Origin of the sequence: Micromonospora violae (genome assembly GCF_004217135.1) — a bacterium.
GTDB lineage: Bacteria > Actinomycetota > Actinomycetes > Mycobacteriales > Micromonosporaceae > Micromonospora > Micromonospora violae.
Genome location: NZ_SHKK01000001.1, coordinates 5014581 through 5041019, shown reverse-complemented (window position 1 = coordinate 5041019; position 26439 = coordinate 5014581). Strand labels below are relative to the sequence as shown.

At 70.4% G+C, this 26439-nt stretch carries 24 protein-coding genes; 19 read left to right on the top strand and 5 right to left on the bottom strand.

All coding sequences use genetic code 11. From position 1 onward, the window contains the following. The first annotated feature begins 55 nt into the window (after positions 1-55). From EV382_RS22525 to EV382_RS22510, 4 genes are all read left to right on the top strand, one after another. Positions 56-826 (top strand): ROK family protein, encoded by a 771-nt coding sequence (locus tag EV382_RS22525; protein WP_130404895.1) that lies wholly within the window; start codon positions 56-58, stop codon positions 824-826. A 149-nt stretch (positions 827-975) separates the two neighbouring features. Next, positions 976-1344, top strand: coding sequence for a tetratricopeptide repeat protein (locus EV382_RS22520; RefSeq protein WP_130404893.1), 369 nt, complete (start codon positions 976-978; stop codon positions 1342-1344). 182 nt (positions 1345-1526) lie between these two features. Then, complete coding sequence (locus EV382_RS22515; RefSeq protein WP_030329768.1) at positions 1527-1781, top strand: Smr/MutS family protein; 255 nt, start codon at positions 1527-1529, stop codon at positions 1779-1781. Positions 1782-1970: 189 nt separating this feature from the next. Next, on the top strand, positions 1971-3419 hold the full coding sequence (locus EV382_RS22510; protein WP_130404891.1) for an ATP-binding protein: 1449 nt from the start codon (positions 1971-1973) through the stop codon (positions 3417-3419). 171 nt (positions 3420-3590) lie between these two features. On the opposite strand, the gene EV382_RS22505 is transcribed toward EV382_RS22510, so the two are convergent. Continuing rightward, on the bottom strand, positions 3591-5963 hold the full coding sequence (locus EV382_RS22505) for a M28 family peptidase (RefSeq protein WP_130409094.1): 2373 nt from the start codon (positions 5961-5963) through the stop codon (positions 3591-3593). Positions 5964-6284: 321 nt separating this feature from the next. Here EV382_RS22505 and EV382_RS22500 point away from each other — a divergent pair, with 321 nt between their 5' ends. The 7 genes from EV382_RS22500 (at position 6285) to EV382_RS22470 (ending at position 15017) form a co-directional block, all read left to right on the top strand. Next, positions 6285-7502 carry a PP2C family protein-serine/threonine phosphatase gene (locus EV382_RS22500; RefSeq protein WP_130404889.1) on the top strand — a complete coding sequence of 406 codons (1218 nt, stop codon included), beginning with the start codon at positions 6285-6287 and terminating at the stop codon, positions 7500-7502. Continuing rightward, positions 7499-9232: a sensor histidine kinase gene (locus EV382_RS22495; RefSeq protein WP_130404887.1), complete on the top strand. Its 1734-nt coding sequence runs from the start codon at positions 7499-7501 to the stop codon at positions 9230-9232. Before EV382_RS22500 ends, EV382_RS22495 begins: the two co-directional genes overlap by 4 nt. Continuing rightward, on the top strand, positions 9229-9681 hold the full coding sequence (locus EV382_RS22490) for a response regulator (RefSeq protein WP_030329776.1): 453 nt from the start codon (positions 9229-9231) through the stop codon (positions 9679-9681). The genes EV382_RS22495 and EV382_RS22490 overlap by 4 nt, the downstream gene beginning before the upstream one ends. Next, on the top strand, positions 9674-10480 hold the full coding sequence (locus EV382_RS22485; protein ID WP_130404885.1) for an inositol monophosphatase family protein: 807 nt from the start codon (positions 9674-9676) through the stop codon (positions 10478-10480). The genes EV382_RS22490 and EV382_RS22485 overlap by 8 nt, the downstream gene beginning before the upstream one ends. A gap of 194 nt (positions 10481-10674) precedes the next feature. Further along, positions 10675-11691, top strand: coding sequence for a coiled-coil domain-containing protein (locus EV382_RS22480; protein WP_130404883.1), 1017 nt, complete (start codon positions 10675-10677; stop codon positions 11689-11691). 36 nt (positions 11692-11727) lie between these two features. Beyond that, positions 11728-13290 carry a fused MFS/spermidine synthase gene (locus EV382_RS22475; protein WP_244236787.1) on the top strand — a complete coding sequence of 521 codons (1563 nt, stop codon included), beginning with the start codon at positions 11728-11730 and terminating at the stop codon, positions 13288-13290. Positions 13291-13361: 71 nt separating this feature from the next. Then, positions 13362-15017: a serine/threonine-protein kinase gene (locus EV382_RS22470; protein ID WP_130404881.1), complete on the top strand. Its 1656-nt coding sequence runs from the start codon at positions 13362-13364 to the stop codon at positions 15015-15017. Positions 15018-15068: 51 nt separating this feature from the next. Here the strand turns inward: EV382_RS22470 and EV382_RS22465 are convergent, their stop codons facing one another. Together EV382_RS22465 and EV382_RS22460 are read right to left on the bottom strand one after the other, a co-directional pair. Further along, complete coding sequence (locus EV382_RS22465) at positions 15069-15737, bottom strand: potassium channel family protein (RefSeq protein ID WP_130404879.1); 669 nt, start codon at positions 15735-15737, stop codon at positions 15069-15071. A 17-nt stretch (positions 15738-15754) separates the two neighbouring features. Beyond that, positions 15755-17089, bottom strand: coding sequence for a TrkH family potassium uptake protein (locus EV382_RS22460; RefSeq protein ID WP_130404877.1), 1335 nt, complete (start codon positions 17087-17089; stop codon positions 15755-15757). Between the two features lie 572 nt (positions 17090-17661). On the opposite strand from EV382_RS22460, the gene EV382_RS22450 reads away from it, so the two are divergent. Next, positions 17662-18417 carry a DUF5131 family protein gene (locus EV382_RS22450; RefSeq protein WP_130404873.1) on the top strand — a complete coding sequence of 252 codons (756 nt, stop codon included), beginning with the start codon at positions 17662-17664 and terminating at the stop codon, positions 18415-18417. Between the two features lie 24 nt (positions 18418-18441). Here EV382_RS22450 and tcmP read toward each other — a convergent pair whose 3' ends face one another. Together tcmP and EV382_RS22440 are read right to left on the bottom strand one after the other, a co-directional pair. Next, positions 18442-19617: a three-Cys-motif partner protein TcmP gene (gene tcmP, locus EV382_RS22445; protein ID WP_130404871.1), complete on the bottom strand. Its 1176-nt coding sequence runs from the start codon at positions 19615-19617 to the stop codon at positions 18442-18444. A 247-nt stretch (positions 19618-19864) separates the two neighbouring features. Then, positions 19865-20095, bottom strand: coding sequence for a GntR family transcriptional regulator (locus EV382_RS22440; protein ID WP_130404869.1), 231 nt, complete (start codon positions 20093-20095; stop codon positions 19865-19867). Positions 20096-20382: 287 nt separating this feature from the next. Here EV382_RS22440 and EV382_RS22435 point away from each other — a divergent pair, with 287 nt between their 5' ends. From EV382_RS22435 to EV382_RS22405, 7 genes are all read left to right on the top strand, one after another. Further along, positions 20383-20622 (top strand): hypothetical protein, encoded by a 240-nt coding sequence (locus EV382_RS22435; protein ID WP_130409090.1) that lies wholly within the window; start codon positions 20383-20385, stop codon positions 20620-20622. Positions 20623-20839: 217 nt separating this feature from the next. Next, positions 20840-22036 carry a substrate-binding domain-containing protein gene (locus EV382_RS22430; RefSeq protein WP_130404867.1) on the top strand — a complete coding sequence of 399 codons (1197 nt, stop codon included), beginning with the start codon at positions 20840-20842 and terminating at the stop codon, positions 22034-22036. Between the two features lie 2 nt (positions 22037-22038). Beyond that, positions 22039-22782: an ABC transporter ATP-binding protein gene (locus EV382_RS22425; protein ID WP_130404865.1), complete on the top strand. Its 744-nt coding sequence runs from the start codon at positions 22039-22041 to the stop codon at positions 22780-22782. Further along, positions 22782-23510: an ABC transporter ATP-binding protein gene (locus EV382_RS22420; protein WP_130404863.1), complete on the top strand. Its 729-nt coding sequence runs from the start codon at positions 22782-22784 to the stop codon at positions 23508-23510. The genes EV382_RS22425 and EV382_RS22420 overlap by 1 nt, the downstream gene beginning before the upstream one ends. Continuing rightward, the gene (locus tag EV382_RS22415; RefSeq protein ID WP_124815814.1) at positions 23510-24400 is read left to right on the top strand and encodes a branched-chain amino acid ABC transporter permease; all 891 of its coding nucleotides are present in this window, start codon (positions 23510-23512) and stop codon (positions 24398-24400) included. The genes EV382_RS22420 and EV382_RS22415 overlap by 1 nt, the downstream gene beginning before the upstream one ends. Further along, a complete protein-coding gene (locus EV382_RS22410) occupies positions 24397-25494 on the top strand; it encodes a branched-chain amino acid ABC transporter permease (protein ID WP_130404861.1) in 1098 nt (365 codons plus the stop codon). The genes EV382_RS22415 and EV382_RS22410 overlap by 4 nt, the downstream gene beginning before the upstream one ends. Positions 25495-25598: 104 nt before the next feature. Then, the gene (locus tag EV382_RS22405; protein WP_130404859.1) at positions 25599-26345 is read left to right on the top strand and encodes an SDR family NAD(P)-dependent oxidoreductase; all 747 of its coding nucleotides are present in this window, start codon (positions 25599-25601) and stop codon (positions 26343-26345) included. Positions 26346-26439 lie beyond the last annotated feature (94 nt).

Below are 26439 nucleotides of genomic sequence, written 5' to 3'. Positions count from 1 at the left end.
GCAGCCTATCCGGCCGCCCGCATACGCCCGGCCGGCAGCGGGCAGACTCAACGACGTGGTGACCACACTGGCGATCGACTGCGGCGGCGGAGGCATCAAGGCGTCCGTCCTCGACGAGGCGGGAACGATGCGCGCCCGGCCGTTGCGGGTGCCCACCCCGTACCCGTTGCCGCCCGCGCTGTTCGTCCGGACCCTGCTGGATCTGGGCGGGCGGCTGCCGACGGCGGACCGGCTCACGGTCGGCGTACCCGGGATGATCCGGCACGGAGTGGTGGTCTCCACCCCGCACTACGTGACCCGCAGCGGCCCGCGTAGTCGGGTCGACCCGGACCTGCTCGCCGAGTGGTCCGGGTGGGACGCGCGGGGCGCGCTGGCCGACGCGTTCGGGGTGCCGGCCCTGGTGCTCAACGACGCCGAGGTGCACGGCGCCGGGGTGGTCGCCGGCACCGGCTGCGAGCTGGTGCTGACCCTGGGGACGGGGCTGGGCAGCGCGCTCTTCGACGGCGGGGTGCTCGCACCGCACCTGGAGCTGTCGCACGCGCCGGTGCGTTGGGGCACCACCTACGACACGTACGTCGGCGAGCCGGAACGTCGGCGGCTCGGTGACGCCTTCTGGTCCCGGCGGATCCGGCAGGTGGTGGACGGGCTGCGTCCGGTGTTTCGCTGGGACCGGCTCTATCTGGGTGGGGGCAACTCCCGACTGATCCGGCCCGAGCAGCTGACCCGGATGGGCGACGACGTGGTGGTGGTGCCGAACACCGCCGGAATCGTCGGCGGTGTTCGCGCCTGGGAACTCGCCGCCGGACGGCGGGACGCCCGCACCTGACCGCTCGACGCCGCTCGACGCCCCTCGGCGGCCCTCGGCGGCCATCGGCGGCCGGAACTGACCCGATCTCGGCCCCGGGAACAGTCGCCAAACGTCCGGTGTTGTGCCAGCGTCGGAACAGGTGACGGTGCGACCCGAGGAGGTGGCAGATGGATCTTCTGGCGGACTACCGGCGGGCGACCATGTTCTTCGAAACCGGTGACCCCAGCGGGGCGGCCCGACTGCTCGAGCCGATCATCGACGCCGAACCTGGCAACGCGGCGGTCCGGCAACTGCTGGCGCGGGCGTACTTCCAGTCGGCCCAGCTCAACCGGGCCGAGCAGCACCTGCGTGAGCTGATCGAACGGGACCCGAGCGACCACTACGCGCACCACGTCCTCGGTCGGACCCTGGAGCGGCTCAACCGGCACACCGACGCGCTGCGGCACCTGCGCATCGCCGCCGCGATGTACGCGGCCAACGACGACTACCAGGCCGCACTGGAACGGGTGGAGACCCGACTGGGCGGCCGGCGCTGATCGTGCGCCACGACATGGCAGGGGCGGTCCTCCGGGGCCGCCCCTTCGGTCGTCGTCCACGGCCGCCCTGTGGCCGTCTTCGGTCGATGCGTGGGTCGGCCGCCCTGTGGCCGTTCGGTGGGCCGCCCGCGCGGCGTGCCTAGGATGGCGGACATGGGACCTGACCGGCCGGGGGCTGCGGCATGAAGCTCAAGCTGGACCTGCACGAGATCTTCAACAAGGGCCACGACATCGACCGCGCGCTGCGCGGGATCATGGACGAGGCGGTGGCGAAGAAGGCCACCCTCGTCGAGATCATCCCCGGTAAGGGGTCCGGCCAGCTCAAGAAGCGGGTGCTGCGGTTCCTCGACCAGAAGGACGTCAAGCAGCTCTACCACCGGGTGGAGAAGGACTCGAAGAACTTCGGCCGCCTCTTCGTGCACTTCCGCTGGAAGTAGCGACGGCACGGCCTCTGACCGGCGTATCTGCTTGATCCACTCGGGTTCCTGAAAGTCGCGGTGTCAGGGCGCCGAGGATGCCCCGACTTCCTGAAAGCCGAGTGGATCAACCCTGCGTGCAACAGTACCGGCCCCGACTTTAGGTAGACTGCTCCGAAGTAAGATTCAATCTAGCTTCGGGGAGGGTCGGTGTTCGTCGGTCGGCGCACGGAACTCGCCCAGCTCACCAAGCAGCTTGATCATGTGAAGCGCACCGGCGAGGGCCGTGCTGTCGCTATCCGCGGCCGCCGGCAGGTGGGCAAGTCACGGTTGGTGCAGGAGTTGTGCGACCGGGTCGGTCTGCCGTACTGCTTCTACACCGCGGTCAAGGGCGCGTCGAGCATCGAAGCCGTCAGCTACTTTCTCGGTGCCTTGCGCGACTCGTCGCTGCTCAACGCTGGCGGTCGTGACCTTCTGCCGTCCCAGCCACCTGCCGGTGGTTGGGGAGACATGCTGCGGGTCCTGGCGGGTGTCCTGCCCGATACGCCGAGTGTGGTCGTCCTCGACGAGCTGCCCTGGATCTCCGAGCAGGACACGACGTTCGACGGGCACCTTCAGGTCGCGTGGGACAGGCTCATCTCCAGTAAGCCAGTCCTATTACTCCTGCTCGGCAGTGACCTGCACATGATGCGGCGGTTCACCGAGTACGACCGCCCGTTCTACGGCAGGGCCACGAACATGGTCCTCGGCCCGTTCAACCTTGCCGAAACCGCCGCCGTGACCGGGTTGAGCGGCGCGGAGGCCATCGACGCGCATCTGATCACCGGTGGTTTGCCTGGTGTGGCTTTGGAGTGGTCCCCGGGAACGCCTCCCACCGATTTCCTGAGTCAGGAGATCGCCAACAAGACGTCCGCGTTGTTCACCGTTCCTGAACAGTCCCTGGCATCGGAATTTCCCGCCCCGGACACTGCCCGGCGCATCTTGGAAGCGGTCGGCGGGGCAGGTAGCCGCACGTTCAGCAACATCGCCGCCGCCGCCGGGGACCGTGGCGGCCCGGTCAGCTCCGGCACCCTCTCCCCGCTGCTTCACCGGCTCGTCGAGGAGAAACAGGTTCTCGCTGTGGACAAACCGCTGTCCACCAAGCCCAGCAAACTGGCCCAATACCGGATCGCCGACAGCAACCTGCGCCTGTATCTGGCCATTCTGCGCGACGTGCATCAACTGGTTCTGCGCGACCGGTCAGCGGCCGCTCGCGCCGTTCTCGACAGTCGGTGGTCCTCCTGGCGGGGCAACGCCGTCGAACCGATCATCCGCGATGCGCTCGCCATCTCCGCTGGTGCCGGAGGCCTGCCCTGGACCGACACGTGGGAGGTCGGCGGCTGGTGGAACCGGCAGTCCAACCCGGAGATCGATCTTGTCGGAGCCGATCGTGCCCCGATCGCTTCCCGCATCGCCTTCGCCGGCTCCATCAAATGGCAGGACGGCCCGTTCGATCGGCACCACCTCGACGAACTGCGGCGGCAGGCCCCGCTGATCCCCGGTTTTCAGCCCGGGGGCAGCGGTCTGGTCGTGGTCAGCCGCTCCGGAGTCGACCTCCCGCCGGAGGCCGTGGACCTTATCTGGGGGCCTGACGACGTCATTCAGGCATGGTCGGCCTGACGTTGTCGAGCGCTGCGCTGGCCGGTGGTGCTGGGGTCATGCGCGGATGTCGAGGTCAGTCACCGCCGAAGCCTCGCACACAAGATCGGACAGTGCCTCAGCCCACCGTGGGTGGCGTCGTGGACGGTGGTCCGGCGGAGCGGTCTTTTTCCGCCGGACCACCGTTCTGGTTCAGAGGGGGTAGGTGCGGGCGACCGCCAGCATCTCCGAGCTGTGTGATCCGACGACGCCGACGGCCGGCGGCCGAGGGCGGAAGCCGGGCAGCGCGTCCAACCCGTCACTGGCGTCCATCGCCCGCAGCGCCACCTGCCCGGCGATCGGCCGCACTGTCAACGTGACCTCGATTCCCTCGGCCGGCGGGGCGTGGAACACCAGCCCGAAGCCCCACTTCCCGTCCCGGGGCTCCACCGGCACCGACCGCCCCGCCACCTCGGCGCGCAGCACGGTGGCGGTCGACGTGTCGACGTGCAGGGTGGCGAGCCGGGCCACCCGCTGCGGGGTGAGCCGCAGCCGCAGCGTGCGCTCGCCGCCGGCGGTGGTGTCGCTTAGCACGTCCAGCTTCGGGGCCGGCAGGTTCGCCGCCTGCGCCGGGCCGGCCCGCAGCTCACCGCCGCCCAGCCCGGGGAAGTCGTCGCCGACGTCGGTGACCCCGTCCACGTAGCCGTCGGTCCACGGCTGCGGGTCGCTCTCGTGGCTGAGCCACCGGGCCTGGCCGGTGGCGGCGTCCATGGCGTACATCAGGTGGGTGGGAGCGGGGTGGGCGGCGTCGAAGCGGTCCACCGCGAGCCCGACCCCGGCGAGCACCACCGCCGCCACGGCGGCGGCCCCGGCCGGCAGCATCGCGAGCCGCCGGGCCCGCAGCGCGAGCAGGCCGCGCTGGCCGCCGGCCTGCGGGTGCAGCAGGTCGACCACCGGCAGGGCGACCAGGCCGAGCAGCACCGCGACCAGCGCGGCCACCCCACCCATCGCCATCCCCAACGCGGGGAAGAGCAACACCACGGTGGGCAGCAGGATGACCACACCCACGGCCGCGGCGGCCGTCACCGCCACCACCGGCCACGGTCCTTCCTGCCGGGTACGCAGCGCGATCAGCCCGCCGAGGGCGCCGGCAAGCGCCGGCAGGGTGGTGAGGTACGCCCCACCCGGCACCGCCACGGCGAGCAGCACCCCGAACAGGGCCAGCCAGGCCAGCCCGCCGACGGCGAGCGCGGCCGGGCCGATCCGGCGGCGGGTCAGCGCGTACCAGGTGAACAGGATGGCGGCGGCGAGCGCCACGACGGCCAGCCGGTACCAGGTGGGCCGGTACGGGTCGAGCAGTTCCGCGTACCCCGGTCGGATCGTGGTGATCGCCAGCCAGAGCAGTTGGGCGGCGATCGGCGCGACGATGATCGGCACCAGGGCCAGCGCGAAGCCGGCGGCCAGCCGGCCGGTGCTGGCCCGGCCGCTGCGCCGCGTCAGCCAGCCCAGGGCGGCCACCGCGACCACCGCGAGCAGGGCCAGCGGCAGGATGAGCCAGCCGGGGTAGCGGACCAGCCCACCGGGGACGGGGAAGTAGGTGGCGTCGTTGCCGGAGCGCAGGTCGGTCAGGTCGGTGCCACCGAACTCCCGGGCCAGACCCAACGCGTTGTCCCCGTGCTGCTGGAGGCTGCCCTGATCGATGGCGGCCGGAGTGTCCAGCGGCGTGTGGTAGATCGCCCCTCCGTCGATGTACGCCGAGTTCAACCCGACGAACTTCTGATCAAGGAAGGCGGTGAAGTCGGTGTCGTTGGGCAGCGCGCGGTAGATCTCCACCGCGAACGAGGTGCCCACCGGGTGCGGGGCGGCCCGGCCGAAGATGTCGACCAGCTTCGCGTTGTTCCGGGACGTCTCGAACATGATCACCGGCCCGGTGGAGCCCCGGGCCTCCAGGTTGAGCACCACTCCGCCGTCGACGGCCAGCGGGTGACTGGCGGCGAACGCGGACGCGCCGCAGAGGCACGCCTCCTCGGCGTCGGTCAGCACGAACACGATGTCGTTGCGGGGCCGCGGGCCGGTGGTCAACGCGCGGGCCACCTCCAGGATGGCCGACGTGCCGGCCGCGTCGTCGTTGCCACCCGGCCCGGTCTGCACCGAGTCGTAGTGGGCGACCAGGAAGACGCGGCCCGTCGAGTCGGTGCCGGGCAGCCGGGCCACCACGTTGCGGACCCGGGCCACTGTCGCCCCGCCCGCCGCCCCGCTGAGCTGACCGGCCTCCGGCGCCACCGTGTCCTGCACCTCGGTCTCCAGGCCCAGCCCGCGCAACTGCTGCTCGATGTGCGCGCGGACCTGGTCGTTGGCCGGGCTGCCGGCGACGTGCGGCCGGGCGGCGATCACCTTGGCGTCCTCGTACGCCCGGCCGGCGCTGAACTCACCAACCGGGGCGTCCGCCGGCTTTGGAGCCGGGGTATGCAGGTCGAGCAGGCTGCCGGCGCCGACCGCGGCCAGCGCGACCAGAGCCGCTGCGGCGGCCACGAGCCGCCGACGCGGTCGGGTCAGGGCCCGGTTGGCCGGGGGTACGCCCCGAATCGGACGGGACGACGTGCCCGTTGCGGCCGGGGTGGTGGGTGCGCCCACGGGAACTCCTCGGGGGGTGGTGGGGCCTGGGGTGGGATCATCCTGCCCGGGCGCGCCCACGGATGGGATGGCCGGTACGCCCGGCGTCCACCAGCCACCCGGTCGGTCCTCGGCCGGGGCAGTGATCCGGCCCATCCCCGCCCGCGCCGTAGGCGTCGTGTTGTGTCCGACCGTTGTGTAATACAGGATCAGCAGGGCACTCGGAAGGAGCCCGACATCACCAGCGAACTCCCGCGTCTCGCAGCGGTGACCCGGCCGCACCGGGGGGCCGGCATGGCCGGTTCCCCAGTTGTGCCGTACCCGCACGGTGGCCTGGCGCGGCACGCCAACCTGCCGCCGGGTGAGCGGTTGCGGGTGCTGCTGGTGGAGGACGACGAGGGCGATGCCTTCCTGGTCGGTGAGCTGCTCGCCGAGACGAACTCGATGATCGATCTGCTGGTCGCCACCAGCCTGCGGGAGGCCCGGCAGCGGATCGGCGACGTCGACTGCGTCCTGCTCGATCTGGGTCTGCCCGACGCGCAGGGGTTGGACGGGCTGCGCCAGGTGCTGGAGATGTCGAGCGGTGCGGCGGTCTGCGTGCTGACCGGCCGCACCGACGAGCACCTGGGCGTGGTGGCGGTCGCCGAGGGCGCACAGGACTACCTGGTCAAGGGCCAGGTCGACGGGGTGCTGCTGACCCGGGCGCTGCGCTACGCCGTGGAACGTAAGCGCGCCGACGAGAACGCCCGCCGGTTGCGTGAGGTCGAGTTGCGCCAGGCCGAGTCGGCCCGCCTGGAACGCGGCCTGCTGCCCCAGCCGCTGATGACGACCGACCAGGTGGCGGTGCACACCTTCTACCGGCCCGGCCGGCATGCCGCGTTGATCGGCGGGGATTTCTTCGACGTGGTGCAGACCCACCCGGACCGCCTCGACCTGATCGTCGGCGACGTCTGTGGGCACGGGGTGGACGAGGCCGCGCTCGGGGTCGAGCTGCGGGTGGCCTGGCGGGCCCTGGTGCTCGCCCGAGTGCCGGACGACGAGGTGCTGCCGGCGCTGGAGCAGGTGCTGATGAGTGAGCGCCGCCTACAGGAGATCTTCGCGACGGTGGCCACCATCAGACTTAACCTGGACGCCAACCGGGCCACCGTCCGACTGGCCGGGCACCCGCCACCGCTGCTGCTCGCCGGCGGCCGGGTCACCCCGGTGCCCGCACCTGGCGGCCTGCTGCTGGGCGTACGACCTCGCCGGCCGATCGCCTACGACCTGGAGTTCGAGACCGATGACTGGTCCCTGCTGATGTACACCGACGGCCTGATCGAGGGGCGGGTGGGCGACGGCGACGAACGGCTCGACGTGCCGGGCCTCAGCGGGTTGCTGGACGAGCCGGACAACCGCTCGGTGTCGCTGCCCGAGCTGCCTGCCTGGCTGGTCGGCCGGGCCGAGCGGCTCAACGGTGGCCCGCTCGCCGACGACGTGGCCATGCTGCTGGTCAGCCGGGGTGATGGTCGGTGAAGCCGGTTTTCGACGGCTGGAGCCTGCGCCGCCGGGTGATCACCCTGCTCACCGTCGTGGGCGTGTTGCTGATCGGCCTGGCGGCGGCGGAGGCGGCGATGGCCGCCCGCAACCGCACCCAGATCGACGCGGTGCTGAACCAGACCGGCCCGTTGCGGGTGCAGTCGCAGGAACTGCTCAACGCGCTGCTCGACCAGGAGACGGCGATCCGGGGGTACGCGGTCAGCGGTGACCCCGCCGATCTGAACCCCTACCGGGAGGGCCTCAAGCAGGAGGAGGCCGTCGTTCGCTCGATGCGGACGTTGCTTCACGACTATCCGCAGATCGGCCAGGAGCTGCGGATCGTCGAGGAGCGGACGGCGCAGTGGCGACAGTCGGTGGCCGAGCCGGTGATCACCACCACCGAGCGCGACGGCACCAGCGCCGGCCAGGCACTGGTCACCGAAGAGGCCCGGCAGCAGTTCGACCAGGTGCGGTCGGCGGTGGACGACCTCCAGGAGGAGATCCTGTCCGCCCGGGAGCAGGCCGCTTCCAACGTGCGGACCGGCAGCAACGTGCTGGTCGTCCTCCTGATCATCGCTGCGCTCGTGGTGGTCGTGGCCGGGGTGTTGCTGTTGCTCTCCCTGGACCGGACGGTCATCCGGCCCCTGATCGGGCTGGCCGACCAGGTCCGTGAGGTCGCCGAGGGTGACTACCAGCACCGCATCGCCACCACCGGCCCCCCGGAGTTCGTTCGTCTCGGCGAGGACGTGGACGCGATGCGGCAGAAGATCGCCGCGGACCTGGCCGAGGTCCGGGCCGCCCGCGAGCGCATCGAGTGGGTCAACAGTCAGCTCCAGAAGCAGGCCGAGGAGTTGACCCGGTCCAACCGTGACCTGGAGCAGTTCGCGTACGTGGCGTCGCACGATCTGCAGGAGCCGCTGCGCAAGGTCGCCAGCTTCTGCCAGCTGCTCCAGCGCCGGTACGCGGGGCAGCTCGACGAGCGGGCCGACCAGTACATCGCCTTCGCGGTGGACGGCGCGCAACGGATGCAGCGCCTGATCAACGACCTGCTCGCGTTCTCCCGGATCGGGCGACTCACCACCGGCTTCGTCGAGGTCGACCTCAACAAGGTGATGGGCGACGTGGCCGGCCAGACCGAGGCCGCCCGGCAGTACGCGGACGCCGAGCTGACCTGGACCGAGCTGCCGGTGATCTCGGGCGAGGAGCCCCTGCTCACCAACCTGCTGGCCAACCTGGTCAGCAACTCGATCAAGTTCCGCCGTCCGGACGTACCGCCGAAGGTGCACATCTCGGCCCGGTTGGTGGGTGTCGAGTGGGAGATCACCTGCCAGGACAACGGCATCGGGATCGAGTCGGAGTTCGCCGACAAGATCTTCGTCATCTTCCAGCGGCTGCACTCGAAGGACGCGTACCCGGGCACCGGCATCGGGTTGGCGATCGTGAAGAAGATCGTCGAGTACCACGGCGGACGGGTCTGGGTGGACACCGACGTGCCGGAGGGCACGGCGATCCGGTTCACGCTGCCGGCGCTTCCCGGCGACGTCGAGGCGGCTGCCGCCGCCGAGGCCGCTGAGCAGCCGAGCGTTGCCAACGGGGGCGACCCGACACCGTCGACCGAGGCTCCGGCGGCGCTGACGGAGCAGACCGGCGGGTCGGACCAGCCGGACCGGGCCGACGAGGGGCCGGAAAGCGGTAGAACGGGTGACATGAGGGAGACGGTGGGATGACCGCGCCGGCGGATGGCAAGAGCCCGATCGAGGTCCTGCTCGTCGAGGACGACCCGGGTGACGTGCTGATGACCCAGGAGGCGTTCGAGGAGCACAAGCTGCGTAACCGGCTGACCGTCGTGTCCGACGGGGCCGAGGCGCTCGCCTACCTGCGCCAGGAGGGCCAGTACGCCGACGCGGTGGCGCCCGACCTGATCCTGCTCGACCTCAACCTGCCCCGGCGCGACGGCCGGGAGGTGCTGGAGGAGATCAAGAAGGACGAGACCCTGCGGCGGATCCCGGTGGTGGTGCTCACCACCTCACAGGCCGACGAGGACATTCTGCGCAGCTACCAGCTGCACGCCAACGCCTACGTGACCAAGCCGGTGGACTTCGAGCGCTTCATCTCGGTGGTCCGTCAGATCGACGAGTTCTTCGTCAGCGTGGTCAAGCTGCCGCCGCGTGGCTGACACCCTGCTCGACGACGTTGGCGACCTGCTCTGGGAGGCCGCCGACCAGGTCGTGCTGCCGCTGTTCCGCAAACTCGACGACGATGACGTGTCGGAGAAGGCGCCCGGCGAGGTGGTCACCGTCGCCGACCGCCGGGCCGAGGAGCTGCTCTCGGCGGGGCTGCGCCGGTTGCGGCCGGGCTCGATGGTCGTCGGCGAGGAGGGTGTCGCCGACGATCCGGGGTTGCTGCGGCACCTGCGCGACGGCGGGGACGTCTGGCTGGTCGACCCGGTCGACGGCACCGCCAACTTCGCCGCCGGTCGCCGGCCGTTCGCCCTGATGGTGTCCCTGCTGAGCGAAGGGCGGCCGACCGCCGGCTGGATCCTCGACCCGCTCGCGGACACCCTCGCCGTCGGCTCGGCGGACGAGGGCACCCTGCTCAACGGCCGGCTGGTGGACGGCGTCTCGGTGCCCTCCTTCGGCGAGCTGCGCGGCGCGGCGATGACCAAGTTCCTGCCGCCGGAGACCCGCGACCGGGTCCGCGCCGGCGGTCGGCGCCTCGGTGAGCTGCTGCCCGGCCAGCACTGCGCCGGTCGGGAGTACCTGGACATCCTCACCGGCGAGCAGCAGTTCGCCCTCTTCTGGCGCACCCTGCCGTGGGACCATGCCCCGGGCACCCTGCTGGTCCGTGCCGCCGGGGGTGTCGCCCGACGGTTCGACGGTGTCGACTACCACCCCGCCGACGACGGCCGGGGTCTGCTCGTCGCGGCCAACGAGCAGGTCTGGGCCGAGGTGCGGGACGCTCTGCTGAGCACCTGATCGGCGCTCTGCGCAACCGGGCTGGGACGCTGCGTCGACATCGAGACAGCTCGGGGGGTCAGGGGGCTGGCCACCGGCCCGCAGTCCGGTATCGTGACCGGCGGTCTCCGCCAGCAGGCCGCCGACCGGCGCCGGCGGGGACGCCGCCGCGTAGTGGTCAATCGGGGGCCGGCGGTCGACGGAAGGACGCTTTCGTGCCCAGGACCAGGCTCAGCCCGCGGCTCGGTCGCCGCGCACTGTTCGCCGTGCTCGCCGCCGTCGCGCTGGTGCTCGGCGGGACCGCCGTGCCCGCGTACGCGGAGCCCGGCGAGGGTGGCACCAAGAAGCTGCGGGACGCCCTGGAGTTGACCGCCAGGGGGCACATCGAGGCCAAGGCCAAACTGGACAATTCCAAGCGTCGCCAGGCGGCGCTGACCGGCGAGCTGACCACGCTGGAAGGCCGGCTGGTCGGGCTCACCGCCCAGGTGGGCGAGGTGGCCGCGCAGTCGTACCGGTTCGGTCGGCTGAGCGCGGCCTCGATGCTGCTCAACACCGCCACCCCGGAGGCGTTCCTGCAACGCGCCAGCGACCTGGACCTGATGGCCCAGCGGGACGGCAAGCGGCTGCGTGATCTCACCGAAGCCCGGCAGCAGGCGCAGCAGGCCAAGATCGCCATCGACGCCGAGGTCCGCGAGCAGCAGAAACAGCTCGCCGTGATGGCGAAGAAGAAGAAGGAAGCCGAGGAGGCGCTCGCCGAGGTCAGCTCGGGTGGCAGCAACGGTTTCAGCGGTGCCAACTCGGCCTCGGCGAAGCCCGCGCCGCGTAACCCCGACGGATCCTGGCCGTCGGAATCCTGCTCGGTGAAGGACCCGACCACCTCCGGATGCATCACCCCGCGCACCCTCAACGCGCTCAAGCAGACCCAGGCGGCCGGCTACAAGCGGCACGTCTCCTGCAAGCGCAGCGGCGGCAGTGGCGAGCACCCGAAGGGACGGGCCTGCGACTTCTCGGCCGCCACGAACGGCTTCGAGGACAAGAACGCGACCGGCGGCGACAAGGCGTACGGGGACAGTCTGGCCGCCTGGCACGTGCGCAACGCCGATCGGCTGGGCGTGCTCTACGTGATCTGGTACCGGCAGATCTGGCACCCCGGCACCGGGTGGCGCTCGTACAGTGGGAGCGGCAGCCCGGCCGCGTCCCACACGAACCATGTTCATCTCTCGATGTACTGACCCGAAGCACCAGCTTCGCTGCGTACCATCGCGACGATGAGCTCCCCACCGTCCGACGTAGCGGCCCCGCCGGCTTCCCCGGCCCCGCCCGTGCCGACCACCGGCCGGGCGCTACCCAACGGCCTGGCCGCCTTCCTGGTCTTCTTCTCCAGCGGCGCCGTGCTGGTGCTGGAGACCGTCGCGCTGCGCCTGGTCGGCCCGTACGTGGGGGTGACCCTCCAGGTGACCAGCTCGGTGATCGGCATCGCGCTGGCCGCGATCGCGTACGGGGCGTGGTCCGGCGGCTGGTTGGCCGACCGGCGCAACCCGCGCGGGCTGCTGGCACCGGCGCTGGTGCTGGCCGGCATCGCCACCGCGGTCACCCTGCCGATCGTCCGGTACGCCGGTGAGGTGTTGCGGGGTGGTGCGGCGAGCGGCATCCTGCTGCTGGTCGCGCTGGCGGTGTTCGTGCCCGCCGCGCTGCTGGCCGCGGTCACCCCGTTGGTCGTGAAACTCCAGCTCGCCGACCTGCGTCGGACCGGCCAGGTGGTCGGTCGACTCTCCGGGATCGGCACCCTGGGTGGCATCACCGCCACCCTGCTCACCGGGTTCGTGCTGGTCGCCGCCCTGCGCAGCACCGTCATCCTGCTGGCACTGGCGTTCGCGCTCGGGCTGGTCGGCATCGGCCTCGGCTGGTATCTGCGCCGGCAGGAGCCCACCGAACTGCCCGGTCCGGCCCGGGTTCGGGCGGGGCTGGCCGTGCTCGGCCTGGTCGGGGCGGGGCTGAGCACCGTGGCACCCAACCCGTGCGACATCGAGACGGCGTACCACTGCGCCCGGGTCACCTCGGACCCGGCCCGGCCCAGCGGGCGGACGCTGCTGCTCAACTCCGCCCAGCACTCGTACGTGGACCTCGCCGACCCGAAGCACCTGGAGTACGCGTACACGAAGTGGATCGGCGCGGTCGCGGACGTCGCCACACCGGCCGGTCAGCGCCTGGACGCGTTGCACCTGGGCGGGGGCGGGTTCACCGTGCCGCGCTACCTGACCGCCACCCGACCGGGCACCGACAACCTGGTGTTCGAGATCGACGGCGGGCTGGTCGAGCTGGGCGAGCAGGAGTTGGGCGTACGGCCGGGGCCGGAGCTGCGCGCGGTGGTCGGTGACGCCCGGATGCTGGTGGCCGGCGAGCCCACCGACAGCCGGGACCTGGTGGTCGGTGACGCGTTCGGGCACCTGGTGGTGCCCTGGCACCTGGCCACCCGGGAGATGGCCGCCGACATCCGGCGGGTGACCCGGCCCGGCGGCGTGTACGTGCAGAACGTCATCGACTATCCGCCGCTGCGGTTCATCCGCGCCGAGTTGGCCACGGTGGCCGCCGAGTTCGGGCACGTCGCGTTGATCGCGCCACCGGAGGCGCTCGCCGAGGAGCAGGGCGCCAACTTCCTCATCGTCGGCTCCGACGCGCCGCTGCCGTTGGAGGCCGTCCGGGCCCGGCTGGCCGAGGTGGACCCGACGGTCAGCCTGCTCTCCGGCGCGGCGCTGACGGACTTCGTCGGTGCGGCGATGGTGTTGACCGACGACTACGCCCCGGTGGACCAGCTGCTGGCCACCGCCTGAACGGGTGACAATCCTGACCGATTCCGATACACCAGGTGTAGGCGGTCGGTTCCTGGGCAACAACGCTCACCATGGGTGGTGGGGACCGAAACGGCGCGCAGCTGCTCGATGAGCGGTACCGGCTGATCGAGCAGCTCGGCGCGGGCGGGATGTCGGTGGTCTGGCGTGGTTACGACGAGGTGCTCGGCCGCCAGGTCGCGGTGAAGGTGCTGGCCTCCCGGCTGGCCAGCGACCGGGCGTTCCGCCACCGAATCCGCATCGAGGCGCAGGCCGCCGCGCGGCTCTGCCACCCCAACATCACCAACGTGTACGACTACGGCGAGTCCGAGCAGGTCGGTCTGACTGTCCCGTACGTGGTGATGGAGCTGGTCGACGGTGCATCGCTGGCCAGCCGGTTGGGCCGGGAGAGCCGGCTGCCGTGGCGGGAGGCGGTGACCATCGGCGCCGAGGTCAGCTCGGCGCTGGCCACCGCGCACGCCCGCGGTGTGGTGCACCGCGACGTCACCCCGGGCAACGTCATGCTCACCTCGACCGGGGTGAAGGTTGTCGACTTCGGCATCTCCGCGCTCGTCGGGGAGAGCGAGAAGGGGCCGGACGGGGCGCTGTTGGGCACTCCCGCGTACCTCGCCCCGGAGCGGCTGGACAACGGTCAGGTCTCCCCGGCCACCGACGTGTACGCCGTGGGGCTGCTGCTCTACCGGATGCTCATCGGACGACTACCGTGGCAGGCCAGCACGACCACCCAGATGCTGCGCGCCCACATGTACAACGACCCGGAGCCGATGCCCCCCGTCCCGGGGTTGCCCGCCGGGGTGGCCGACCTGGTCGGACGCTGCCTGGCCAAGCGGCCTGCGGACCGACCGACCACGGCCGAGCTGACCCGGACGTTGGCGGACGCGGCCGGAATGCTGGCGGCGGTGCCGGTCTCCCCGGCCGCCGGGCCCCTGGACGCGGCCATGCTCGGCAGTGCGCGTACCACGATCCTGCCCTGGTCGGCGGCGACCGACGCGTTGCCGTTGTCGCGGACCCGCAACCGTCGGACGCGGCAGCGGGTGACCCGACGCCGGCGGGTCGAGGCGGGAGTGGCCGCCGTCGGGTTGATCGCGGTCACCGGGGCGATGTGGGGGTTCACCTCGCGCAGCCCGGCCAGCGGCGGGGACCGGCCGACGACCCAGGCCCGGATGGGTCTGCCCGCGGCGGCGCCCTGCGAGGTGGCGTACGCGCTGCGCGCCGACTCCGGCACCGAGTTCGCCGCCGAGCTGACCCTGACCAACACCGGTGGCCGTGAGCTGCGGGACTGGACGATGAGCTTCACCTTTCCCGGGCAGCAGAAGGTGACGAAGGCGGAGCCTGTGCCCGTGCACCAGCAGGGGAGCACGGTGCTGATCCGGCCGGCGGCCCAGCGCACCACGCTGGCTCCCGGTGCGGCCGCGAAGGTTTCCCTCACCGGCACGTACAGCGGGGCGAACCCTCTGCCGGTCGAGTTTCGGCTGGGCGAGGCGACCTGCGGCGCCCGGGTGTCCGGGGTCGCCGGCAGTGCGCCGTCCACGGCCCCGCCGAGCAAGGCCGCCACCGCGAAGGCCCCGCCCAAGGCCGCGACGGTGCGCAGCGGTGCCGGGGCGGGTGGCGGTGCGCCGAAGGCCAAGCAGCCGAAGTCGCCGAAGGCGCCCGCGAAGCCGAAGGGGGCGAAGCCGGGTGGTGGTGGCTCGGGAAAAGCGGGAAGTTGACCAAGGGGCCGGGTGGTCACCGGAAATGACCAGGTGACCCGGCGCGTCAGGTCACTGCATCCCGGCGAATCGCTGCACCTGGTCGATTCCACCCTCGACGATGAGCACCCCACCCTGCGGAAGTGTTGTGTCGTCGGACGCGTACTGGAAGCGTTCGCCCGGCAGCTTGGCCCCGACCACGCGTACCCCGAAACGCTTCTCCGGTCTCAGGTCGAGCAGGGTCCGACCGACCAGGGAATCCGGCACCCGGACGGTGGCGATGGCGAAGTCATCGTCGAACTCGATGAAATCGAGCAACCGGCTCACGATCAGGTGCGCGACCCGCTCTCCGGTCTCCGCCTCCGGAAAGATCACGTGGTGCGCTCCCACCGACGCCAGGATCTTGGCGTGTTTCTGCGAGGTGGCCCGCGCCCAGATCTGCGGCACACCCAGCTCGACCAGCGCCAACACGGTGAGCACACTGGCCTCCACCGAGGCCCCGATGGCCACCACCGCCCGACCGAAACCGTCGATGCCCAGCTGCCGCAGCGCCCCGTCCTCGGTCGAGTCGGCCTGAACCACCCGGTCCAGCTGCGCCGACCAGCGCTGCACCGTCGCCGGGCTCCGGTCGATCGCCAACACCTCGCGGTTCATCCGGGCCAGCGACCCGGCCAGGTGGCAACCGAATCGACCCAGACCGATCACCACGATGCCGCCGCTGTCCGCACGTCTAGCCGACACCTCGGCCCTCCCTGCTGCTAGCCGACAATGGGTTGCTCCTGGGGGTAGCGGTAGAGCCGACGTCGGGTGTTCAGGGCGATCGCCGACCCCAGGGTGAGCGTGCCGACCCGGCCGATGAACATCAGCACGGTCAGCACCAGTTGGCCGCCCGCCGGCAGCTCGGCGGCCAGGCCGATGGTCAGACCGGTGGTGCTGAACGCGGAGGTGATCTCGAACAGCGCCGCCACGAAACGGACGCCCTCGGTGAGCAGCAGCAACACCATGGTTCCCGCCGTCACCAACGCGACGCTGAGCAGTGCCACGGTGACCGCCTGCCGCTGGCTCGCGGTGGCCACCCGCCGGTGCCCGATCGTCACGTCGGGCTCACCCCGCAACTCCGCCCAGATGGTGAACGCCAACAGGAAGAACGTGGAAACCTTGATGCCACCGGCCGTGCTGGCACTGCCGCCACCGATGAACATCAGGACGATCAACAGGGGGTAGCTCTCCTCCTGGAGGGCGGCGATGTTCAAGATGCTGAAGCCGCCGGTGCGACTCAGCGCGATCTGACTGAACGACGCGAGGATCTTTCCCGGCACGTCGTACTGGCCGATCGTGGCCGAGTTGGTCCACTCGGCGGCGAGCAGGCCGGCGAAGCCGACCAGCAGCAGCGCGGCGCTGCCCCAGATGGTCAACTTCGTCGCCACCGCCCAGCGCGCGGGCTGACGCCACTCCCGGACCGCCTCGAACAGCGCGGGAAACCCGAGCCCGCCGATGATCGAGCCGATCGCCAGGGTCAGCGACACCCACGGGTCACGGCCGAAGGCCAGCAGCCCATCGCTGTACAGGGCGAAACCACCGTTGTTGAACGCCTGCACGGCGTGGAAGGCGCCCGACCAGAGGGCCCGCCCGACGGGGTAGTCGTACGCCAGCCAGAGCCGACCGGCGACCAGCACCGTCATCACCGCCTCGCAGGCGAAGACGGTCACCGCGATCCGGCGGAGCAGCCGGCCCACCTCACCGATGCCGAACTCCGCCGACTCGGCCTGCACCAGCAACCGGTTGCGCAACCCAAGCTGACTGGAGACCACCAGGATGACCAACGCCGCGACGGTGAGGATGCCGAGGCCGCCGAGCTGGGTGAGCAGGGTGATCACCAGGAGTCCCCAGCCGGACCAGTAGTTCGGCGTGTCGGTGATCGCCATGCCGGTGACCGACACGGCCGAGGTGGCGGTGAAGAGCGCGGTGACCACGGGTGGGCGTCCGTGCTCGACGGTCGCCCAGCGCGCCATGAGCAACCCGGTACCGAGCAGGATCGGCACCAGGAACGCGAACGGCACCAGCCGCACGGGATTGCGGAAAAACCGGCGCACCAGACAATCTTCCTGTTCGCCCGCGACCCTGGAGTGGGAACGGGCATTCCGGAGATTCACCTGCCGGCCGGCCATCGGCCAACTCCTGGCGCGCGGCGACATCACCGTTGAGTACGAACTCTTCTTTGGCCTGGGCCTCGACGGTGTCTTCAGCGACCATCCGGACGCCGCCCTCTCCACCCGCCCCGGCCACTGAGCCACTCCGACCCTCGGCGCCGAGCTGACCCGATCCCGGCCGGTCACCGGGCCGACCTGGCTCGGTCTCACGCGCTGGCCCGTCGTCCGCCACGGGACGGCGGGCAGCACCTCGCGGACGCTATGGAGTTGATGCCGTAAACGAATCGCACTCGCTCCGAAGGTCGCATCGAGCGTGGATGTAGTGGCCGCCGACGTCTAGTGACACCACTGCGCAGGTCTCAATTGATTTGGCCCCCGAGTTGGCCTGCGTGCTTTGCCGGCCCCTGGCTGGCTGCATCGTTGCCAGCGAAGATGGCGGGCCGACACGCCGCGCAACCCTTCCCATGCGTACGGTTGTTCGACAGTATGGGCCCGTCGAGCGGAAGGAGAGGCGCATGGCGGACAAAAGCGCCATCGAGTGGACGGAAGCAACCTGGAATCCCACCACTGGTTGTGACCGCATCTCGTCGGGCTGTGACAACTGCTATGCGATGACTCTCGCTAAGCGCTTGAAAGCCATGCGCTCGGCCAAATATCAGACCGATGGAGACCCACGCACCTCCGGCCCCGGTTTTGGCGTCGCCCTGCACCCTGATGCCCTCGATATTCCTCGTCGCTGGCGAGACCCACGGACCGTCTTCGTCAACTCCATGTCGGATCTGTTCCACGCCCGGGTTCCACTCACCTACGTGCAACAGGTTTTCGCTGTCATGCGCGAAACCCCCAGGCATACCTTCCAGGTGCTCACCAAGCGCGCCGCCAGGCTGGCGAAGGTCGCCCATCAGATCGACTGGCCGGCGAACGTCTGGATGGGCGTGAGCGTCGAGGATCACGCTCAGCGGGAACGGGTCGCCCAGCTCCGCGAGGTGCCCGCTGCGGTACGTTTCATCTCGGCTGAGCCGCTGCTGGGGCCACTGGTCGACCTGGATCTCGACGGCATCGACTGGCTGATCGCGGGGGGCGAGTCGGGGCAGGGGTGCCGCCCGATGGAGCCGACGTGGGTGCGTGACCTCCGGGATCAGTGCGTGTCTGCTGGCACCGCCTTCTTCTTCAAGCAGTGGGGCGGGCGTACGCCGAAACTTGGCGGTCGGCATCTCGACGGTCGGACCTGGGACGAAATGCCGGCCCCGCGCCTACTTGTGCAGGCATAGGGCCGCCGCGGATGGGGCCCCGGCTTAAGGCCGCCAGAGGACTTCCTTCCAGAAGTCACCCGTGCCGGGGCTGCTGATCCGGCCCTGTCGATGCAGCGACTTGACGGCCTGTCGTACGTGTGGTGCCCAGGCGTGTCCAAGTACGTCACCGTAGATCTCTGGCACATGATCGACGATCTTGAGCGTAGAAGTCTGTTCGAGCAATTTGACGATGTTCCGCTCGATCGCACCCGACCAGCGAGGGGCGTTCTCGGCCTTGTACTGCTCGGCATCGAAGACGGGACCGTCGCCGAACAGCGTCCCCGCTACGTGGTCGCCCCGGCGGATCTGCTCCCGGACCCACGCCTCCTCCCATTCGACGCCAGCCTTACCGAGGGTGTCGGCAAAATGCCAGGCACCTTCGCCGTGGGTGGTGAACAGGGCGAGGACGTATTTCGGGGCGAGACCGGGGCGTGGGCGCACCGGCATCTGCACCGCCTGGTAGTTGGACCCCTGGGTGAGATCTCGGGCGTACCTGTCCGCAACCCGGAGTGCGACGTCCGTGGCGCGCTGGTCATCGCCGGCATCCGACACCTCGGCGAAGTAGCTGCGCCACCAGCCGCCACCCAGGAATCGATCCAATCGCGCGGCTGTCCTCCGGTCGCTCTCCGACAGCCCACCCGATCGACTCTCGGCAACGTGGACGGCCCGTCCCATCCGAGCCACGGTGGAAACGCTGAAGTGCAGTAGCAATTCGGTTGGTGGCCAGTTGGGGCGCCCGAGCAGCCGCGTCCGGATCAGATCGAAGTCAAGAGCCGGCCCGAAGGGATCGAGAAAGGCGAAGAGCGAGGCACCCTTGGCTAAAGCCAGCACCTCGGGCAGGTGCTGGTCAAGGGTGCCCTGGCGAAGTTCACGTCGAACCACCCCGCCCTTGTCGCGGAGCACCTGCTCCAGGTTTGCGTAGCTGTCCGGATCCTGCTCGACGAAGAACGCGAGCACGTCGCGGAAGCCTTGAACGAACTCGGCGCACCGGGACAACAGCAGCGGAGATCCTGGCTCTCCGCCGTCGTACTCGCCTCTGCCGGCGTAGCCGTCGAGGAAGACGATGGGGTTGCCCTGCCCCGTCTTGGAGGCGAAGACCACGGGATAGCGCTTGAGGATGCCGTGCTTCAGTACGGCCGCTGCCTTCTTTGACCGGAAAAATTCGTCGTTGTTGGACAACGGCCCTCCCGTGACGATCACTTGCGGTCATGAGAAGGTAGCGCTGTGTTCTTGAGTCCGCTGCCCCACGGAAGGGGTCACTCGGAGCGGATTTGATCGGGGGGACGCCCAGTGAGCAGCGCCGACGACTTCCTAGTTGATTGGCCGTCGCGCAGTCCTCAGTCCATGATCTGACACAGGCGTAGCGCTGACGCGGGATTCGGGTGCGCTGGAGCCCTCATTGGCCATTCGGGAGTCGCCGGAGTGCCTACCGGCGGGGTTGTTCGGCGACGTAGGTGCCACGCCCGGGCTGTCCGATGATCAGCTCACGGTCGTGCAGCAGGGAGAGCGCCCGCGACGCGGTGTTCATGTGCACGGCGTAGGTTTCGGCGAGTTCCCGAGTGGAGGGCAGCTTCTCTCCCGGCTTCAACTCGCCGCTCTTGATCTTCGCGGCGATCTCGTTGGCGATGAGTCGGTAGGGCGCTTCTGCTGTGGGCATGGTGAGGACTCCGGCTGGTTCGGCTCCTCGATCATGCCGGCCTGCACCAATAACTGCAACAGGCTGCGATGTCGCTGCCGCACACCATCGACCTACACAAGTAATTGGTGTAGGTTGCTGAGTGTCCGGCTCTGGTTGGTTCGGCAAACCCCGGAGTTTGGGCCTCTGGTGGGCTCCGCGTTCGTACCGCCGCTGTTGAAAGCTGTGGGCGTGGGGCCGGGTGGTCCGGTGCGCGTCCCCTACCCGCGCGCCGGATCGCCCTCCAGGGCAACGGATCGAGGGTGAGCATGGCGATTGGACGCTTCGTGGTGCACCTGCCGGTGGTGGCGGCTGATCTGCCGGGGGCGTTGCGGTTCGCGCGGGCGATAACGCGCGCGCTGGGTTTCCTCGCGGACGTGGACCGGGCCGAGACCACGGTGTCGGAGGAGGACGCTCAGTGCGTACGACATCGGGTTTTCTGTGACCATTTGCTCGACGGTCGGCGGCGGTGCCCGCGCCCGGCGGACCACGACGGGCCGTGCGGCTAACGCCGGATGGTCCGGGGAGACACATGGGTCGTTCCACCGGTGGCGCTCCAGGCTATCGGGAGGCCTGGGTCGGGGATGGTAGGGCGGCCCGTTGTAACCCCCGGCCACCTCATTCCTGTTACTTGTGTGTTTCCGCCACATAGCTCGTGGGTGACGTCACTTCTACCGTGGGCCGTCACGAAGAAGTTCTCCCTCCGAGTCCTCATGTGGAGTCGCAATGACGGTCCGGACGACGCGGCGGGTGTTCCTCTCCGCCGCCACGATGATGGCCGCGGCGTTGGCCGCCACGGCCTGTGGTAGCCCGCAGGACACCGCCACCGGCGGCGGCGACAGCGCCGCGCCGGTCAAGGTCGGCCTGGTGTACTCCCAGTCGGGAGCGCTGGCCAGCTATGGAAAGCAGTACATCGAAGGGTTCAAGGCGGGGCTGGATTACGCCACCAAGGGCACCGGCAAGGTCGGTGACCGCACGATCGAGCTGACCGAGGCCGACGACGCCGGCGACCCGGCCAAGGCGGTCTCCGCGGCGAAGGATCTGATCGGCAAGGGCACGAAGATCATCGCCGGTTCCACCGCCTCCGGTGTGGCGCTCCAGGTCGCCCCGATCGCGGCGCAGAACAAGGTCCTGTTCATCTCCGGCCCGGCCGCCACGGACGCGGTGACCGGCGCGAACAAGTACACCTTCCGCTCCGGACGGCAGTCCTACCAGGACGTGGTGACCGCCAGGTCGTTCATCGAGCCGGCCGGCAAGAAGGTCGTGGTCTTCGCCCAGGACGGCGCGTTCGGCGACGCCAACGAAGCGGCCGTCAAGACCGTCATCGGTGGCGCAGGCGCGACCGTGAGCAGTGTGCGGGCCCCGGCCAGTGCCACCGAGTTCACCCCGTTCGCCAGCCAGATCAAGGCCGCCAAGCCGGACCTGCTCTTCGTGGCGTGGGCGGGTACGACCGCCCCGGCCATGTGGCAGACCCTCGACCAGCAGGGCGTGCTCTCGTCCACCACGGTCGTCACCGGCCTGGACATCCGCGCCTCCTGGCCCACCTTCGGCGCGGCCGGCGCGAAGATCTCCTTCCTGTCGCACTACTTCGACGGCGCGAGCGACACCGAGGCCAGCAAGGCGCTGAAGGCCAAGGTCAACACCATCGACCTGTTCCACCCGGACGGTTTCGCCGCCGCCCAGATGGTGGTCCGCGCCGTCCAGGAGGGTGGGGACGACGTCGACAAGATGGTCACCGCGCTGGAGGGCTGGAGCTTCGACGGGGTCAAGGGCAAGATGACCATCCGGGCGGCCGACCACGCGCTGCTCCAGCCGATGTTCCAGGCCAAGCTGACCGGCAGCGGGACCGACTTCACGGCCACCGCGCAGAAGAGCCTCACCGGCGACGAGTCGGCGCCGCCGGCCGTGGCAATGAAGGGCTGACCATGCTCGCCACCCGCGGTCTGACCTGGCGGATCGGTGAGGTCGCCATCGTCGACAGCGTCTACCTCGATGTGGCGCCCGGGGAGTTCCTGGGCGTCATCGGGCCGAACGGCGCCGGCAAGACCTCACTGTTCAACCTGATCACCGGCCTGCGCCGGGCCACGGAGGGCCGGATCACCCTGGACGGGCAGAACATCGGGGAGCTTCCGCCGCATCGGCGGGCCCGCCTCGGGATGGGCCGTACCTTCCAGGCGTCCTCGGTCTTCGGCTCGCTGAGCGTGCGGGAGAACGTCCGGCTCGCCGTGCAGGCGCACCGCGGGGGCTCGATGGCGTTGTGGCGGCGGGCGGCGGCCGACCGCGAGGTCGCCGCCGCCGCCGACGCGGCGCTCGACCGGGTCGGCCTCGCCCACCGGGGTACGGCGCTCGCCGGCACCCTGGCCCACGGCGAGAAGCGCAAGCTGGAGATCGCCCTGCTGCTCGCCGGTGAACCCCGCGTGATGCTGCTGGACGAGCCGATGGCCGGGGTCAGCGCCGAGGACGTACCGGAGCTGGTGGCCGTCATCAAGTCGTTGACCGGTGACAGCCGCCGGGCGGTGCTGATGGTCGAGCACCACATGGACGTCATCCTGGAGTTGGCCGACCGCATCGCCGTCATGCACCACGGCGCACTGCTGGCGTGCGACACCCCGGAAACGGTGATGGCCAACCCCACCGTGCAAGAGGCCTACCTGGGGGAGTCGCTCTGATGGTGGAACCGATCCTCAGTGTGGAGGAGTTGTCGGTCCGGATCTCCGGGCTGCACATCCTCCAGGGGGTGTCCTTCACGGTCGCTCCGACCGGCGTGACTGTCCTGCTCGGCCGCAACGGCGTCGGCAAGACCACCACGCTGCGCGCGATCGTCGGCCTCACCCCGCCCGCCGGGGAGGTCCGCGGCAGCATCCGGATGGGCGCGCAGAGCCTGCTGGCCCGGCCGACGCACCGGCTGGTCCGGGGCGGTCTCGGCTACGTGCCGGAGGACCGGTGTGTGTTCGCCGGGCTCACCGTCGCCGAGAACCTGCGGCTCGCCGAGCGGCGCGGCACCAGCCCGGCGTACGACAAGGTCTTCGCGCTCTTTCCGGAGCTGGACCGGCGCGGACGGCAACGGGCCGGTTCGCTCTCCGGCGGGCAGCAGCAGATGCTCGCCATCGGTCGGGTGCTGCTCAACGACAACCGGCTGCTGCTCGTCGACGAGCCAACCAAGGGGTTGGCGCCGAAGGTGGTGACCGAGGTGGCCGAGGTGTTGGAACGGGTCGCGGAGTCGGTGCCGGTGCTCCTCGTCGAGCAGAACCTGGCGGTGGTACGCCGACTGGCCCGCGACGCGGTGGTGCTGGCCGCCGGCAAGGTGGCCTGGACCGGTGACGCCCGTGAGCTGCTGTTGGAGACCGCGTTGACCAAGTCGCTGCTCGGGGTCGGCTCGGCGGAGGTGAAGCACTGATGGGCACCGTGATCCTGCTGGCGTTGACCGGGCTGGGCCTGGCGGCGCTGTACTTCCTGGTCGCCTCCGGCCTGTCCCTGGTCTTCGGCCTGGCCGACGTGCTCAACTTCGCGCACGGGCTGTTCCTCGGCGTCGGCGCGTACGGCACCTGGTGGGCGGCGGGCAACCTGCCGGGCGCCGGGCCGGACGGGTTCGGCTTCGTGTTCGCGGTCGCCTTCGGGGTGGCCGCCGGCACGCTGGTCGCGATCCTGGTCGAGTTGGTGCTGATCCGCCCGCTGTACTCCCGCACCATCGAGCAGGTGCTGGTCACCGTCGGGTTGTCGCTGGCCGGGGTGGCGTTGCTCCAGGCCACCTGGGGTGCGGACGCCCGGCCGTTCCCGCGTCCGGACTGGACCCGGCAGGTGACCGGGATCCTCGGCGCGCAGGTGCCCAACGGTGGCCTGCTGCTGATCATCGCGGCGGTGCTGGTGCTCGGTGCGATCCTGGCGTTCCTGCGCTGGACCCGGTACGGCCTGGTGATCCGGGCCGGGGTGGAGAACCGGGAGATGGTGACCGCGCTGGGCATCGACGTCCGCAAGGCGTTCACCCTGGTCTTCGCGATCGGTGGGGCGGCTGCCGCGCTCGCCGGCGCGCTCGGCGGGGTCTACTTCGGCACCGTCTCGCCCGGGCAGGGCGGCTCACTGCTGATCTTCGCGTTCATCGTGGTGGTGATCGGTGGGATGGGCTCGGTGGTCGGCTCCGCGTACGCGGCGGTCGTGGTCGGGCTGGTGCAGCAGTTCGTCAACTACTACGGCACGTCCGGGCTGGGCGACATCTGCGTGGTCGGGCTGCTGGCTGTGGTGCTGCTGCTGCGTCCGCAGGGCATCGCCGGAAAGGTGGCAACGGCATGACGCTTCTCGACGTGACCCCGGCACCGGCACCCACCGCGCCGCGACCAGGCCGGGTGCACCGGGTCCGCCCGTTCCTGCCGCTGGTCGCGCTGGTGGTGTTGGCGATCCTGCCGTACTCGACGATTTCCCTGCCGGGGATCTTCGAGGGGCCGGTCAACTCACCCGGCACCCTGCAACTGCTCGCCATCTGCCTGATCTTCGGCGGGTTGGCGGCCGGGTACGACCTGCTCTTCGGCCGAACCGGGATGCTCTCCTTCGGGCACGCGCTGTACTTCGCCGCCGGCGTCTACGGCACCGACGTCCTCATCACCCGGGCCGGTCTGCCGCTGTGGCAGGCGGCGCTGCTGACCGTCACCGGCGGCACCATCCTCGCGGCGCTGCTCGGTGCGGTGGCGCTGCGGACGGTGGGCATCGCGTTCGCCATGGTCACGTTGGCCTTCGCCCAGGTGGGCGCGATCCTGGTGGCCCGGGACTTCGGCGGGCTCACCGGCGGTGAGGAGGGCCTGCCGCTGGACGTGTCCGGGCTGCCCGCCGGGCTGGTGGGGGTGACCAACACGGTCAACCTGTACTGGTTGGCGCTGGCGTACCTGACGCTGGTGGTCTTCGTGGTGCACCGGGTGAGCGGTTCACCGACCGGGCGGGTGCTCGCCGGTCTGCGCGACGACGAGCGGCGGATCGGGGTGCTCGGTCTGGACCCGTACCGCTACAAGCTGGTGGCGTTCACCCTGGCCGGTGGTCTGGCGTCGGCGGGCGGGGTGGTGTACGTCCTGATCGTCGGCGGCGCGTCGCCGCACATCACCTCGTCCGAGCTGACGCTGTCGCTGCTGGTCATGGTGGTGCTCGGCGGGCCGGGTACGCGCTGGGGTCCGGTGCTCGGTGGGGTCCTCTACATGTACCTGGACCACCGGCTCACCGCCTTCGGCACCAGCGACGCGGTGGACAACCTGCCGGCCGTCCTGAGCCGCCCGCTGAGTCAGCCCCTCTTCGTCCTCGGCACGGTGTTCATCCTGGCCGTCTACTTCTTCCCCGGCGGCCTGACCAGCCTGGCCCCCCGCCTGTCCCACCTGACCCGCTCCCTCCGCCCTCGGCCCTAACCCCCGACTGAACCCCGTCGATCATGATGTTGCTGCCATGACACGCCGTGTTCAATGGCGATAACGTCATGATCGACGGGGTTTTTCACAAGGGGAGGTCAGGGATGGAGTCGCGGGTTGCGGTTGTCAGCGGGGGCGGGACGGGGATCGGGGCGGCCGTTGCGGGGGTGCTCGCCCGGGACGGGTACGACGTCCTGATCGTTGGCCGGCGGGCGGACGTGTTGACGGCCGCCGCCGAGCAGATCACCGCGGACTGCGGGCGGCCCGACGCCGTCCTCCCCGTGACCGCGGACCTGACCGATCCGGAGCAGCTCGACGCGGTTCTCGCCGCGATCGGCGATCGGCCGGTCGACGTGGTGGTCAACAACGCTGGCGGCTACCTGGGCGGGGAGACCGACACGTTGGCCGGGACCGCCGCGCACTGGCGGGCCAACCTGGACGCCAACGTGCTCACCGCCGTGCTGCTGACCGAGGCTCTGCGGCCGGCTCTGCGTCGACCTGGCGGGCGGGTGATCCTGGTCAGTTCGATCGCCGCCCAGCGTGGCGGCGGTGGGCCGTACTCGGCGGCGAAGGCGGCCCTGCACGGTTGGGCGTACGACCTGGCGGCGCAGCTTGGTCCGGAGCAGATCACGGTCAACGTGGTGAGCCCCGGGTACGTCGCCGAGACCGAGTTCTTCGGTGACCGGATGACCGCCGAGGGGCACGCCAAGCGGGTGGCGGCGACCCTGGTGGGGCGGGCTGGGCTGCCGGACGACATCGCCGAAGCGGTCCGCTATCTGGCCAGCCCGGCGGCCGGCTATGTCACCGGTCAGGTCCTGGGCGTGAACGGCGGTTCCGTCCTCGGCCGCTGATGACGTCCACCGGTGTTGATCAAGAGGTTTGCGTCAGGATTCGACCCGAGAATGACGCAAACCTCTTGATCAACACCGGGATGACGGGCGGCGC

Bases quoted from the DNA above. Each gene is read 5' to 3' on its own strand.
- EV382_RS22435 (WP_130409090.1), top strand. From the start codon at position 20,383: ATGGCGATTGGACGCTTCGTGGTGCACCTGCCGGTGGTGGCGGCTGAT.
- EV382_RS22515 (WP_030329768.1), top strand. From the start codon at position 1,527: ATGAAGCTCAAGCTGGACCTGCACGAGATCTTCAACAAGGGCCACGAC.
- EV382_RS22420 (WP_130404863.1), top strand. From the start codon at position 22,782: ATGGTGGAACCGATCCTCAGTGTGGAGGAGTTGTCGGTCCGGATCTCC.
- EV382_RS22500 (WP_130404889.1), top strand. From the start codon at position 6,285: ATGGCCGGTTCCCCAGTTGTGCCGTACCCGCACGGTGGCCTGGCGCGG.
- EV382_RS22425 (WP_130404865.1), top strand. From the start codon at position 22,039: ATGCTCGCCACCCGCGGTCTGACCTGGCGGATCGGTGAGGTCGCCATC.
- EV382_RS22475 (WP_244236787.1), top strand. From the start codon at position 11,728: ATGAGCTCCCCACCGTCCGACGTAGCGGCCCCGCCGGCTTCCCCGGCC.
- EV382_RS22440 (WP_130404869.1), bottom strand. From the start codon at position 20,095: ATGCCCACAGCAGAAGCGCCCTACCGACTCATCGCCAACGAGATCGCC.
- EV382_RS22415 (WP_124815814.1), top strand. From the start codon at position 23,510: ATGGGCACCGTGATCCTGCTGGCGTTGACCGGGCTGGGCCTGGCGGCG.
- EV382_RS22430 (WP_130404867.1), top strand. From the start codon at position 20,840: ATGACGGTCCGGACGACGCGGCGGGTGTTCCTCTCCGCCGCCACGATG.
- EV382_RS22405 (WP_130404859.1), top strand. From the start codon at position 25,599: ATGGAGTCGCGGGTTGCGGTTGTCAGCGGGGGCGGGACGGGGATCGGG.
- EV382_RS22470 (WP_130404881.1), top strand. From the start codon at position 13,362: ATGGGTGGTGGGGACCGAAACGGCGCGCAGCTGCTCGATGAGCGGTAC.
- EV382_RS22490 (WP_030329776.1), top strand. From the start codon at position 9,229: ATGACCGCGCCGGCGGATGGCAAGAGCCCGATCGAGGTCCTGCTCGTC.
- EV382_RS22410 (WP_130404861.1), top strand. From the start codon at position 24,397: ATGACGCTTCTCGACGTGACCCCGGCACCGGCACCCACCGCGCCGCGA.
- EV382_RS22520 (WP_130404893.1), top strand. From the start codon at position 976: ATGGATCTTCTGGCGGACTACCGGCGGGCGACCATGTTCTTCGAAACC.
- EV382_RS22450 (WP_130404873.1), top strand. From the start codon at position 17,662: ATGGCGGACAAAAGCGCCATCGAGTGGACGGAAGCAACCTGGAATCCC.